This window comes from Alteromonas sp. HB246098 (assembly GCF_054890645.1).
In genome coordinates this window covers 52,386-65,286 of record NZ_JBTZUG010000002.1, presented here as the reverse complement: position 1 = coordinate 65,286, position 12,901 = coordinate 52,386, and the positions used below count along the sequence as shown (strand labels likewise).

Below are 12,901 nucleotides of genomic sequence, written 5' to 3'. Positions count from 1 at the left end.
TTCAAGTAACGCTCTAACTTCAAGGCTTAATGATTATGGATAAACAAAACGCGTTCGTAGTGGGCCTGACCGGCGGTATAGGCAGCGGTAAATCGGCTGCTACTGCTATTTTTGAAAAACTCGGCATTGATATTGTTGATGCTGACGAAGTTGCGCGTGTCGTAGTTGAAGTAGGTTCAGAAGGCTTACGGCATATTGCCGAGCATTTTGGCGAAACGATTTTGCTAGAAGATGGCAGCCTTAATCGCGCCGCCCTTCGCGAAAGAGTATTCGCCGATGCAGAAGAAAAACATTGGTTAAACGGCTTGCTGCACCCCCTTATTCGCTCTCGAATGCAACTGCTAATCAGCGAGTCGACATCACCCTATTGTATTTTATCTGTGCCCTTACTTGTTGAAAACAAACTAACTGAGATGTGCAACCATGTTGTGGTGGTAGATTGTCCAGAAGCAATGCAGCTTGAACGAGCGTTAAAACGGGACGGCAGTACTGAGCAAACTATAAAAAGTATCATGGCTTCGCAGGCTACACGTAAAGAACGTGTTGATGCGGCAAACGACGTACTGGATAACAGCACGACCTTGGAAGCGCTTGCTAGTCAAATATCAACTTTACACCAAAAACTACTAAGCCTTGCTTTAGTGTAAATGTAAGTGGTTTGCACAATAGCAAACCGCTTCCACCTCTACTTTTCATATCTACCGTTGCTGTCTGGCTTTTCTGCTTCTCACTTCTACCTAACTCTTGTGATTAGCTGTTTTGTTTCGTTCTTCTGTTTTCATTTGAGGCCCTACCATTTTTTCTTATAACGGGCCTTCCCGGTTAACATAATTACTTTTTGAAACTTTTTTGAACAATCAACGTCAAAGTAAGCATTTGTCGAACAAGTAGACTTGGCTTCAAAGCCTTGATGCTTTAGGCTTGCTGTTATTCGCCGCACTACAAGGTCGTAGTGCAGTTTCTCTAAGTCTATGTGTTTTAAGGGGTTCCATGGGTAGCGCTGTATTCGAGTTTCCACTAAAGGAAAAAGTACGTAACTATTTACGTGTTGAGCAGCTGCTTGGTCAACTTAAAATAACCGCCAAATCAGAACACACGCACCTTCAGCTTGTGTTTTTTGAACAACTTTTCGAACTGCTCGACCTAATAGAAAGGCTCGATCTTCGTTCAGATTTAACCAAAGATCTTGAAGCTCACGAGAAGAATTTAGTCTATTGGTCAAAACACCCCAAAATAGACAGTACGGCGTTAGAGCAAGCGTTGAAAACAGTACTTACTTTAAAGCAAAAGCTAAAGACAGATCGCCGTTTTGGTAGCGCGCTAAAAGACGATAAACTGCTTAGCGCCATTAGACAGCGCTTTGCCATACCCGGCGGCGCATGTAGCTTTGACCTTCCTAATTTGCACTTTTGGTTACAGCAGCCGCTTGAACAGCGTCAAATTGAGATTGCACAATGGTTAGAGACTTTAGGGCTTCTTGACGATGCAATTGCGGTTAGCCTATCGTTTATCCGCGAACGAGGTCAGTTTGTAAATGCGGTGGCAGAGAATGGCTTTTACCAAGGCGCAGCGGAAGATAAAAACGAACTTATTCGCGTAAAGTGCAGCGTAGATGAAGGCTACTACCCAACCTTAAGTGGCAATAAATACCGTTACGCCCTGCGTTTTATGTTGTTTTCGCCGCAAGAAGGCCAAGCTGGCGCGGTGGAAAACAGTATTCAGTTTCGTTTAGCGGCCTGCTAAACTCCGCCTTTATTCAATATTTTTCGTCTTGGGTACTCTCTTTGTTCGTAGTTCATAGTTCATAGATTGTGCCGCCAAGACGTATTTCACTGGAGTCTATTATGGAAGTGAAATGTCCTATCTGCGCCAAACAGGTTGTTTGGGCGCCAACCAGCGAATATCGTCCTTTTTGTAGCAAAAAATGTCAACTTATCGATTTGGGTGAATGGGCTGCAGAAGACAGAAAAATTGCCGGCAAGCCTGCAGAGGATGCCACGCCAAAACATATAGATGTAGAAGAAATCGAGGCGATGTTGGCGCAGCAGTCTGATGACTTTTTTAAACACTAATTTTGTAGCCGCATTTTCACACTAGTAAAAAGGAATAATAATGTTTAACTCTATCGCGCTTGTTGGTGGTACTCATGGCAATGAAACCAGTGGTATTCAGCTTATTAAAAACTGGCAACAGTTTGGGCTACCTTCGCGATTTGATGAGCTAAACGTTTCATTGAACATAGCTAACGAAGCTGCTCTAGGCGCTAACGTGCGGTTTGTAGAAGAAGACTTAAATCGGCAGTTTACCTTTGAGCGCTTATCTAATGACAACACCGCTAAAGAAGCCGTGCTTGCTAAATCGTTAAATGAAAAATTCGGTCCGAAAGGTAATTCAAACAGCGACCTTGTTATTGATATTCATAACACCACCAGCGAGATGGGCGCTACGCTAATTATTTTAGAAGCAGATGAGTTTCACGTTCAGCTAGCACGGTTCGTCAAGCAACAGATGCCTGAAGCGAATATTCTAGTGGAGGATGAGAAGCCTTATTTAGAGCACGGCTATCTGTGCACTACGGGTAAGAAAGGCGTAATGATAGAGGTGGGTGGTCAGCCTCAAGGCGTGTTGCGAGAAGATGTGTACCTTTTAACACAAACCATGGCCGAAGCCATTTTAGATTTTTGTGTCGCCTATAATAATCAAGAAATAAAAACAGAAGCATTACCAAAGTGCGAAGCATTTCGTTTGGGAGAAAACGTGAGTTTTCCTTTAGACGAAAATGGCAAGCGTACCGCTATGGTTCATCATTCATTACAAGACAATGACTTTAAGCCCTTGTTACCAGGCTCTCCCATGTTTAGAACTTTTGATGGCAAAGATATTCTATGGGATGGCGAGAAAGAAACCTACCCTCATTTCATTAACGAAGCGGCGTATTTCAAGCTAGATGTTGCATTTGCCACTGCCGAGCGTATAGAGCTTTAATTTAGCGTTTGCAGGCGGGGAGCTAAAACGACTTAAATATGCTATTTGAATGCTATTCAAATGCACTGCAGCTTAAGTAAACGGTATTCGTGCCTGCTATCGAATTAGCGTGTTAGATTTAACACGCTTATAAAAAATGGCCACATCTTGATGTGGCCATTTTTTATTACTGTAATGCGTTGATTATAGGAACGTTCGCTTCTGGGAAGTCTGCTGCGTTAAGCGCCTGCACATTGACCCACCGCGACTGTTGGCCTTCTTTGCCATGGGGCTCACCGGTAAAATCACACACGCGATGAACGTCTAGTTTAACTTGCTTGTCGCCATAATCATGGGTGATCACAATCACAGGCTCGCTGCGGTTTACGCTAATACCTACTTCTTCAGCAAGCTCTCGCCTTAACGCCTGAAGCACGGTCTCACCCTCTTCCACTTTGCCGCCAGGAAACTCCCATTTCCCACCTTGGTGAACGTTATCTGGACGAAGAGTAATGAAAATTTCATCGCCGCGGGCGATAACGCCCACAGCAACATGTACTACTTTCATTACTTAAGCTTACCGTGACACTGCTTATACTTTTTACCAGAACCACAAGGGCATGGGTCGTTACGGCCTACTTTCGCGCCTTCGCGCACTTGCGTACGTACTTTGTCACTTGCTTCTTCTGGCGTTGCGTTCGCTTCTTCGTGCTCAAAGTTCTTAGGCACATCGTCAGCTTGACGACGTTGCTCTTCTACTTTTTGCACGTCTTCTTCAGCTTGTACTTTTACACGCGCAAGAATAGTGATCACTTCAACTTTAAGCGCTTCTAACATTTGAGAGAACAAGGCAAACGACTCACGCTTGTATTCTTGCTTCGGGTTCTTCTGCGCATAGCCACGTAGGTGAATACCTTGGCGTAGGTGATCCATTGCTGCCAAATGCTCTTTCCAGTGGCTGTCTAGGTTTTGAAGCATTACCGCTTTTTCAAACTGGCGTAGTACTTGTTCACCCACCACTTCTTCTTTTTGCTTATAGGCGCTTACTACTTCACCTAAAATGCGCTCTCGAAGCTTCTCTTCGTAAAGCTTGTCGTCATTTTCAAGCCAAGTCTTAATTGGTAAATCTACGGCAAAGTCGGCACGCATACGCTCTTCAAGGCCGCTTACATCCCACATTTCTTCAAGAGATTGAGGTGGAATGTATTCATCGACAACACTTGAGATAACATCTTCACGAATAGCTGCGATAGTCTCGCTAATATCACCTTCATCAAGAAGTTCATTACGCTGCTCGTAAATAACTTTACGCTGATCGTTGGCAACATCATCGTATTCAAGCAACTGCTTACGAATGTCGAAGTTACGACCTTCTACTTTGCGCTGTGCATTCTCGATGGCGCGAGTTACCCACGGATGCTCAATGGCTTCACCACGCTCCATACCTAAACGCTTCATCATGTTGCCCATTTTTTCAGAGGCAAAGATACGCATAAGTGCGTCGTCTAATGAAAGGTAAAAACGGCTTGAACCTGGGTCACCCTGACGTCCCGAACGACCGCGAAGCTGGTTATCAATACGGCGAGATTCGTGACGCTCTGTACCGATAATGTGTAGACCACCAGATTCAAGCACCGCATCATGGCTCTTCTTCCATTCAGCTTTAATCTTTTCGATTTGCGCTTCAGTTGGATTTTCAATTTTCTCAACTTCCGCTTGCCAGTTACCACCTAACACAATATCGGTACCACGACCTGCCATATTGGTCGCAATAGTTACAGCACCGGGCTTACCAGCCTGTGCAACGATATCCGCCTCGTGTTCGTGGAACTTAGCGTTTAGTACCTTATGAGGAATTTTCGATTTCTTAAGAATGCGAGAAATCAGCTCTGAGTTCTCGATAGAAACCGTACCTACAAGGGTAGGCTGACCGCGTTTAACGCACTCTTTAATGTCTTCAACAATGGCTTCGTATTTTTCTTCTGCCGTTAGGTAGATAAGGTCAGCCATGTCTTTACGCTGCATAGGGCGGTTGGTTGGAATAACTACCGTCTCTAAGCCGTAAATATGATTAAATTCAAAGGCTTCAGTATCGGCAGTACCTGTCATACCCGCAAGCTTGTTATACAAACGGAAGTAATTCTGGAAGGTAATTGACGCAAGGGTTTGGTTTTCGTTTTGAATACGAACCCCTTCTTTCGCTTCTACGGCTTGATGCAAACCTTCAGACCAGCGACGGCCTTCCATAGTACGACCCGTGTGCTCGTCAACAATGACTATTTGGTCGTCTTTAACAATGTAGTCTACGTCTTTCGCGAACAGCTTGTGCGCGCGAAGTGCCGCATTGATATGGTGCAGCAATGAGATATTACCAGCAGCGAACAGCGACTCACCTTCAGGCAATAAGCCTTCTTCATGAAGTATCTCTTCAACGTGTAATTGACCGCGCTCGGTAAGATGTATTTGTTTTGCTTTAAGGTCGATAGTGTAATCACCATCGCCTTCTTGGCCTTCTTCATCTTCTTTTTCTTGCTGAACAAGCTTAGGAATAATGACGTTGATACGGCGATATAATTCTGAGCTATCTTCAGCCTGGCCAGAGATAATAAGTGGCGTACGGGCTTCGTCGATAAGGATGGAGTCAACTTCATCCACTACTGCATAGTTAAGCGGGCGCTGAACGCGATCCTGAGGGCTGAACGCCATATTGTCGCGCAAGTAATCAAAACCAAACTCGTTGTTGGTTCCATAGGTAACATCTGCTTGGTAAGCATCGCGCTTTTGCTCAGGTGACATACCCGGTACGTTGCAACCTACACGCATACCTAAAAACATGAATAACTGATTACTCCACTCAGCATCACGACGTGCTAGGTAGTCATTCACGGTAACAACGTGAACACCTTTGCCAGATAGGGCATTAAGGTAAGTTGGCAAAGTAGCCGTAAGGGTTTTACCTTCACCGGTACGCATTTCCGAAATTTTGCCTTCATGAAGTACTTGTCCACCTAGCATTTGCACGTCGAAATGACGCATTCCGTATACCCGTTTACTGGCTTCACGCACCGTTGCGAAGGCTTCAATAAGGATACTATCTAGGCTTTCACCTTTTTCGATACGGGCCTTAAATTCGTCAGTTTTTGCCTTTAGCGCCTCATCGGAAAGCTTTTCAAATTCTGCTTCCAGTGCATTAATGGCATCTACGTTTTTGCGTAATTTTTTTAATAATCGGTCGTTTCTACTACCGAATACTTTTCGAAGGATGCTTGAAAACATTAGCTTTTATATTCCACTACTTGTCGAGGCGCCGCACATCGTGCACAGCTAAATTAAACGTATAAAACACAATATTAAATGCGTTGTGTTTTGCGATGTTCTTAAATTATGCTTCTTCGCTTCAAATGACCTTAACTAATAAGGCATTATCAACGAGAATTACCTGGCTGCTACCTTGTCTACTTTTTGTAAACGAAAGGCAGAGGATCGATTGGTTTTCCGTTTCTTATTACTTCGTAGTGGACATGAACGCCAGTTGAGCGCCCCGTATTGCCCATTTTTGCAATTGGCTCCCCTTTGGTCACCACATCGCCTATTGAAACAGTAAGGGTGTCGTTATGCCCATAGCGGGTAACATAACCATCACCGTGATCAATTTCTACTAGCTGGCCATAGCCGTAACGCTCACCCGCCCAGGTCACAATACCTGCGGCAGTTGCCACTACGTTTTCCCCTGCTTTACCCGCGAAGTCTAGCCCTTTGTGCATGGTAGGTTCGCCAGTAAACGGGTCGGCCCGCATACCATAATAAGAAGACAACCACCCTGACTCTATCGGACGACCAGATAATTGGCTCTGTTCGTTGATATGGTGACCCCTTACCAAACTTTCAAGCATAGACAACTGTTGAGACTTTAAATCAAGTGATTGCTCTAGTTTGGCTATTTCGTGAAGGATGGGATCGTCTTGAAGGTTATCCGGTATCGATACCGGTACGAAAGCGTCCAGGTCAGCCGCTGACATACCTAATTCTGTTGCGATTTGCTTGCCCTTTTCGTCAAGTAGCGAGGCCTGTGCAGACAATTCTGCTACATGAGAAAGCAAAGCTTTTAGTTTTATTGTGGTCTGTTGCTTTAGCGCCTCAACGTCTTTTTGTTTTTCGCTGACTTCAGTTTGCGCTAAACGAACCCGTGCGACATCTTCCGACACAGATTCAGTAGAACGGCTCGACACTAGCATAAAAATAGACGAGAGCACGGTTGCGCTCACGAGTGTACGGACACTAATGCTGTGCCTGTAGCGTTTATTTTTACCTGCTAATGTGATTGTTAATTTCATACCACGAAGAAAATTGCTGTTTCACGCCACTCTTTTCATACCACTTCATAACACTATGAATGCGTTTTTAGCCAAAGGCGACAACCTTCAACTTATAGTTTTTTGTCGAATGGGTGAAATTTATATTAATTATTCGGCTACTGTATCATTTATTACAGTAATTGCCATATGAAAAAAAGCCGCCCGTTAGGCGGCTTTTCTAAATTTTTTACGCTAACGCCGGTTGAGCGTAACGAATTGGTGCCGTTTCCTGCGAGTCGTAGGTCACAAACTCCCAACACTCTTTCTGTGCCAAAACTGCATTTAAAAGTTTGTTGTTAAGGCCGTGCCCAGTTTTATAAGCACGCAGCTCACCAATTAAACTATGACCGCCAAGGTATAAATCACCAATGGCGTCCAAAATTTTGTGCTTTAAGAATTCATCATCGTAGCGTAACCCTTCAGGGTTAAGTACGCGGAACTCATCTAGCGCCACAGCATTTTCCATGCTTCCACCAAGCGCTAGATTATTAGCATTCATGTACTCTAAGTCGCGCATAAAACCAAAAGTTCGTGCACGGCTAACTTCGCTTACATATGAGCATGAATCAAAATCCATCACCATATGCTGACGAGTTTGACTGATCACAGGATGATCAAAGTCAATTTGGAAATCAACGCGGAAACCATCGTAAGGCACTAATTCGGCCCACTTATCGCCATCTTCTACACGAACTGGCTTTTTAATACGAATAAATTGCTTAGGCGCGTTTAGCTCTTCGATACCGGCAGATTGAAGCAAGAATACGAACGGGCTAGCACTTCCGTCCATAATTGGCAGCTCGTTACTGTCTACTTCAACAATAATGTTGTCGATACCTAAACCTGCAAGCGCAGACGCTAAATGTTCTACCGTTTGGATAGTTACACCGTCTTCGTTGTTCAGGCACGTACACAGCATGGTATTACCTACCGCGTTCGCACGCGAAGGTATGTCAACATGTGGTTCAAGGTCAACACGCCTAAACACGATACCCGTGTTTGCTGGCGCAGGTCGGAGAGTCATTGTGACCTTTTCCCCTTTATGAAGCCCAATTCCGGTCTCTTGTACCGATTGCTTGATTGTACGTTGTCTAATCATCTGCTTAAGCTTTTACCTATTAAAAAAGCGGGCGCGAATTATAGTGAGTTATTACTCACATGTCAAAAAACACCCGTTCTGGCAAGTTTTACCTTGTCAGATTACGCATTTTTTCGACCTATTCACGCGAAATTCTTCACGCTGTGTAAATACACCTTACTGAGTAAGACAACACAAACGTAAAATAATTCCCTTCCGTTTCAGGCAGCTAAATTAGTCTGCCTGCTTGCGAAGAAATGCAGGAATATCTAAATACTCCAAATCGTTGTCTGGCTGTGCACTATCGTCAGCTTTCAGCGCTTGGTTGCCTTCTGTGCCACCTACTGCAGAACGCGGCTCACTTGTTTGTGAATTACCGTATTCCTTAGCCGGCTGGGTAAGGCGAGAACCTTCTGCGCTTACTAATGAAATGTCAGGCTTACGCTCTGCGCCAATACCGGTCGCAACAACCGTTACGCGAAGCTCATCTGTCATTTCCATATCGATAACGGTACCGACAACCACGGTCGCGTTTTCTGATGCGAACGCTTTAACTGCATTACCCACAGTTTCGAACTCGTCGATAGCGAAATCAGGACCCGCTGTTATGTTAACAAGAATACCGCGTGCACCTGACAGATCGATATCTTCAAGCAGTGGGCTGGCAATTGCTGCTTCGGCAGCTTCTTCAGCACGGTCTGGACCGCTTGCTGCACCGCTACCCATCATGGCTTTACCCATCTCAGACATAACAGTACGTACGTCTGCGAAGTCAACGTTGATCAGACCAGGGCGAGTAATAAGCTCCGCAATACCTTGAACTGCGCCGCGCAAAACATCGTTTGCTGCGCTAAATGCCTGAAGAAGCGGCGTACCTGGACCCATTACTTTTAATAGCTTTTCGTTAGGGATGGTAATTAACGAGTCAACGTTGTTAGCAAGCTCTACAGTGCCTTGCTCAGCAAAAGAGGTACGCTTTTTACCTTCAAATGGGAACGGTTTAGTCACTACCGCTACCGTAAGAATACCCATTTCTCGAGCAATCTTCGCTACTTCAGGTGCTGCACCTGTACCTGTACCACCGCCCATGCCGGCCGTGATGAAAACCATATCGGCACCGTCTAGCGCCTGACGAATGGTTTCTCTGTCTTCTTGCGCAGCTTCGCGACCAATATTTGGATCGGCACCTGCACCTAAGCCTTTGGTTACGCTTGAGCCAATTTGAAGTGTTACGTCTGCACTTGAGCTACGAAGCACCTGTGCGTCAGTATTCACTGCGATAAATTCTACGCCTTCAATGCTTTGAGACACCATGTGCTCAACGGCATTACCACCGCCGCCACCGACACCGATGACTTTGATTACGGCTTCTTCGCCGTGACTATCCATTAATTCGAACATACTTACTCTCCGGTTGTACGTCTTTTTCAACACTACGCCAGGTCATTCCCTTAGGCTAATTGCTTCCTGCTAGCCTTAATGCCGTAGCTATAGCGCCCCCAAAATAAAATTAAAATTCACCTTTAAACCAGCTTTGCACTCGATGAAATAAGCTTTCACCGGGTTTCTGCGTACTGGATTTCTTATTATCAGATTGTACTTTGCCATATTGCAGCAGCCCTACGACTGTTGCAAAGCCAGCATCATCAACGTATTCAGACAAGCCTTTTACGTCGATAGGTTTGCCCACGCGCACGGGCATCTGGAAAAGTTCTTCGGCAAATTCCACAGCACCTTCCATCTTAGCGGTACCGCCAGTAAGTACAAGACCTGCTGCAATTTGCTCTTCCAGACCGCTGGCACGAATTTCATCATGTACCAGCTCAAAAAGCTCTTGATAGCGAGGTTCAATGACCTCAGCTAGCGTATGACGAGACATGACTCTAGCCGGGCGCCCGCCCACGCTAGGTACTTCAATACTGTCTTCCATACTCACCATATCTTTTAATGCACAGGCATAATTCACCTTAATTTCTTCTGCATTACTGATAGGCGTTCTAAATATTTTAGCGATGTCGCTGGTAATTTGATTACCCGCAACCGGTATAACTGCCGTGTGGCGAATCGCACCATCTGTGAATATAACCATATCCATAGTGCCACCACCAATGTCAACCACACACACGCCAAGCTCTCGCTCGTCGTCAGTTAACACTGCGTAACTTGACGCTAACGCTGAGAAAATTAGCTGGTCTGCATTCAGTTCACAACGCTCAACACACTTCACCATATTTTTCGCCATATCGTCGGCGCAAGTGATAATGTGGGCATCGGCTTCCATTCTTACTCCCGACATACCGATAGGGTTTTTAATGCCTTCTTGTACATCAATCGTAAATTCTTGAGGTAGTACGTGAAGTAAACGACGTTCTGCTGCAATTGGCACACTTCGCGCCGCATGAATAACGTTATCTACATCTTCTTGTGTTACTTCTTGGTTGTTAATCGGTACCATGCCGTTTTCATTCTGGCATTTTACGTGACGTCCCGAGATAGACATGAAAACTGAAGACACACGGCAATCTGCCATTAACTCCATCTCGTTTACTGCACGCTGTACCGACTTAACGACTAGGTTTAAATCGTTAACGCCGCCCTTATCCATACCTTTCGATGCATGGGTGCCCACGCCTACGATACTGATTTGATCGTCTTCTAGTAATTCACCCACCACAGCTTTTACTTGGCTGGTGCCGATATCTAGTCCTACAATCAAATTGCGTTCAGCAGGTTTTGACATGGTTTCCTTAACTCTCTTCATCTGTGGCGCTGTCGTCTTTCCATCCGACTGCTACGCCCGTGTCATAGCGAAGGTCGACGTATTTCACCGCCTTCTCTTGTTGCGCCAAAAGTGGATAAACATCAATAAAGCGTTGTAGCCTATCGATAAACTCCTGACGTCCTAAATTCAATTTAATGCCGTTTTTCAACTGCACTTGCCATGCAAATCGCTCACTCAGTGACAATTCATCAATTGTCATGTCTGTTGTTGCTATTAATGCGTGCATCGCGTTATAGCCTTCTAAGGCAGTTTTTTCACTGCCGCCAGGGCCGTACAGACGCGGCAAGTTAAGCTTCACGCCTTCGTCGTTAAACGTATCCCCATAAGGATTTAACAACAAATCTTCATTCCATTGCGCAACGGGCTGTTGCTCAACCAAATAAATTTTTAACGTATTCGGCCACTTCTTTCTAACTGACGCGCGATAAACCCAAGGCTGCGCTTCCACAAGTTCAAATACTTCGTTAACGTCAAGCGCAAAAAAGCTTCCTGGCTGCGCTTTGCGTATTAAGCTCTCCAGCTTAGTAATATCGATGTGCTGATAATCACCAGAAAAATCGATAACCTGAACCGGCATTTGCTGTTCGTCTTGCAAATACTGGTTTGCTTTAAGCCCACCAAATACTAACCCAGCAATTACAAACAGTAAGAAAGCGACACCGCCCCACACTGCCGTTTTGCTTTTTCCGCCTTTTTCAGAAGCAGACTTAACTTGGTTAGTATTGCTTTCCGCCACTTTTAGGCCTTGTTCGCAACGTCATCAAAACTGGTAGAAAGAATACTTAGTACCAGTTCGTCAAATGTTAATCCTGCAACTTTGGCTGCCTTCGGCACCAAACTCTTTTCTGTCATGCCAGGTACTGTGTTTGCCTCTAGCAAGTAAAATTGCCTTTGGTTGTCCTGCATAACATCAATTCTTCCCCAGCCGCTGCCAGAAATAGCGTCAAAAGCACGAGATGCTAATTTCGCTAACTGTGCTTCTTGCTCTTCAGACAAGCCGCTTGGGCAATAGTATTCTGTCGTATTATCCTGGTATTTCGCAGCATAATCATAGAATGTATGTGGAGTAGACATGCGAATAGACGGCAACGCCTGCCCCTGTAATACAGAAACAGTGAATTCGGGGCCGTCTATGTACTGCTCTAACAGGACTTGATTATCGTATTTAAAAGCGTCCTGTATGGCAGTTTCGAGTTGTTTAGCGCTTGTCACTCTTGCCATGCCAATACTCGACCCTTCTCTGGCCGGTTTTACCATGACTTCATTCCCCAATTTATCCATTATAGCGCTGCACTTACCAGCTTCAAAGTGCCTTTTATCAGCAATTTCATATTTTGCAGTGGGTAAACCTAAACTTTGCCACACTTGCTTAGTATGAATTTTATCCATTGCCAGCGCAGAACCTAAAACGGGGCTCCCCGTATAGGGAATTTTTAGGAACTGAAGGGCCCCTTGCATCGAGCCATCTTCACCGCCACGACCGTGAAGCATGATTAACGCTCTATCGACTTTTAACTCAAGAAGATCAGTAAGCGGTCGCTCTGCTGGATCAAAACCAAAGGCATCTACGCCTTGCCTTAATAGCGCTTTTAATACCGCGCTACCTGAATTAAGTGATACTTCGCGCTCTGCCGAGTCACCGCCAAGCAGCACAGCCACTTTGCCGTACTCACTGGGCGAATGGGTTTTCTGCGAGCGAGCACTTATCGAAGGACTAATCAT

At 45.1% G+C, this 12,901-nt stretch carries 12 protein-coding genes; 4 read left to right on the top strand and 8 right to left on the bottom strand.

Annotated elements, in window-relative coordinates:
* The first annotated feature begins 35 nt into the window (after positions 1-35).
* The 4 genes from coaE (at position 36) to ACYTPF_RS06185 (ending at position 2,985) form a co-directional block, all read left to right on the top strand.
* A complete protein-coding gene (coaE, locus tag ACYTPF_RS06200) occupies positions 36-647 on the top strand; it encodes a dephospho-CoA kinase (RefSeq protein ID WP_461851571.1) in 612 nt (203 codons plus the stop codon).
* A 343-nt stretch (positions 648-990) separates the two neighbouring features.
* Positions 991-1,743 (top strand): cell division protein ZapD, encoded by a 753-nt coding sequence (zapD, locus tag ACYTPF_RS06195; protein ID WP_269916839.1) that lies wholly within the window; start codon positions 991-993, stop codon positions 1,741-1,743.
* Between the two features lie 101 nt (positions 1,744-1,844).
* Positions 1,845-2,072 (top strand): DNA gyrase inhibitor YacG, encoded by a 228-nt coding sequence (gene yacG, locus ACYTPF_RS06190; RefSeq protein ID WP_014950407.1) that lies wholly within the window; start codon positions 1,845-1,847, stop codon positions 2,070-2,072.
* A gap of 40 nt (positions 2,073-2,112) precedes the next feature.
* Positions 2,113-2,985 (top strand): aspartoacylase, encoded by an 873-nt coding sequence (locus ACYTPF_RS06185; RefSeq protein WP_461851570.1) that lies wholly within the window; start codon positions 2,113-2,115, stop codon positions 2,983-2,985.
* A 166-nt stretch (positions 2,986-3,151) separates the two neighbouring features.
* Here the strand turns inward: ACYTPF_RS06185 and mutT are convergent, their stop codons facing one another.
* The 8 genes from mutT to ACYTPF_RS06145 all read right to left on the bottom strand — a co-directional run bounded on the left by mutT (position 3,152) and on the right by ACYTPF_RS06145 (position 12,901).
* On the bottom strand, positions 3,152-3,532 hold the full coding sequence (gene mutT / locus ACYTPF_RS06180) for an 8-oxo-dGTP diphosphatase MutT (protein WP_461851569.1): 381 nt from the start codon (positions 3,530-3,532) through the stop codon (positions 3,152-3,154).
* Positions 3,532-6,240, bottom strand: a complete 2,709-nt coding sequence (secA, locus tag ACYTPF_RS06175; protein ID WP_461851568.1) for a preprotein translocase subunit SecA — start codon at positions 6,238-6,240, stop codon at positions 3,532-3,534. The genes mutT and secA overlap by 1 nt, the downstream gene beginning before the upstream one ends.
* Before the next feature lie 179 nt (positions 6,241-6,419).
* Complete coding sequence (locus tag ACYTPF_RS06170) at positions 6,420-7,298, bottom strand: peptidoglycan DD-metalloendopeptidase family protein (RefSeq protein ID WP_461851567.1); 879 nt, start codon at positions 7,296-7,298, stop codon at positions 6,420-6,422.
* A 208-nt stretch (positions 7,299-7,506) separates the two neighbouring features.
* Positions 7,507-8,418 (bottom strand): UDP-3-O-acyl-N-acetylglucosamine deacetylase, encoded by a 912-nt coding sequence (gene lpxC / locus ACYTPF_RS06165; protein WP_014980041.1) that lies wholly within the window; start codon positions 8,416-8,418, stop codon positions 7,507-7,509.
* 213 nt (positions 8,419-8,631) lie between these two features.
* Positions 8,632-9,798, bottom strand: a complete 1,167-nt coding sequence (ftsZ, locus tag ACYTPF_RS06160; protein WP_118492812.1) for a cell division protein FtsZ — start codon at positions 9,796-9,798, stop codon at positions 8,632-8,634.
* Positions 9,799-9,907: 109 nt separating this feature from the next.
* Positions 9,908-11,137 (bottom strand): cell division protein FtsA, encoded by a 1,230-nt coding sequence (ftsA, locus tag ACYTPF_RS06155; protein ID WP_179984267.1) that lies wholly within the window; start codon positions 11,135-11,137, stop codon positions 9,908-9,910.
* A gap of 7 nt (positions 11,138-11,144) precedes the next feature.
* Entirely contained in the window at positions 11,145-11,915 is a 771-nt protein-coding gene (locus ACYTPF_RS06150; RefSeq protein ID WP_461851566.1) for a cell division protein FtsQ/DivIB, read from the bottom strand.
* Between the two features lie 2 nt (positions 11,916-11,917).
* Positions 11,918-12,901, bottom strand: a complete 984-nt coding sequence (locus ACYTPF_RS06145) for a D-alanine--D-alanine ligase (RefSeq protein WP_461851565.1) — start codon at positions 12,899-12,901, stop codon at positions 11,918-11,920.

Bases quoted from the DNA above. Each gene is read 5' to 3' on its own strand.
- ftsZ (WP_118492812.1), bottom strand. From the start codon at position 9,798: ATGTTCGAATTAATGGATAGTCACGGCGAAGAAGCCGTAATCAAAGTC.
- coaE (WP_461851571.1), top strand. From the start codon at position 36: ATGGATAAACAAAACGCGTTCGTAGTGGGCCTGACCGGCGGTATAGGC.
- ACYTPF_RS06185 (WP_461851570.1), top strand. From the start codon at position 2,113: ATGTTTAACTCTATCGCGCTTGTTGGTGGTACTCATGGCAATGAAACC.
- zapD (WP_269916839.1), top strand. From the start codon at position 991: ATGGGTAGCGCTGTATTCGAGTTTCCACTAAAGGAAAAAGTACGTAAC.
- ftsA (WP_179984267.1), bottom strand. From the start codon at position 11,137: ATGTCAAAACCTGCTGAACGCAATTTGATTGTAGGACTAGATATCGGC.
- secA (WP_461851568.1), bottom strand. From the start codon at position 6,240: ATGTTTTCAAGCATCCTTCGAAAAGTATTCGGTAGTAGAAACGACCGA.
- ACYTPF_RS06170 (WP_461851567.1), bottom strand. From the start codon at position 7,298: ATGAAATTAACAATCACATTAGCAGGTAAAAATAAACGCTACAGGCAC.
- ACYTPF_RS06145 (WP_461851565.1), bottom strand. From the start codon at position 12,901: ATGATTAGTCCTTCGATAAGTGCTCGCTCGCAGAAAACCCATTCGCCC.
- lpxC (WP_014980041.1), bottom strand. From the start codon at position 8,418: ATGATTAGACAACGTACAATCAAGCAATCGGTACAAGAGACCGGAATT.
- mutT (WP_461851569.1), bottom strand. From the start codon at position 3,532: ATGAAAGTAGTACATGTTGCTGTGGGCGTTATCGCCCGCGGCGATGAA.
- yacG (WP_014950407.1), top strand. From the start codon at position 1,845: ATGGAAGTGAAATGTCCTATCTGCGCCAAACAGGTTGTTTGGGCGCCA.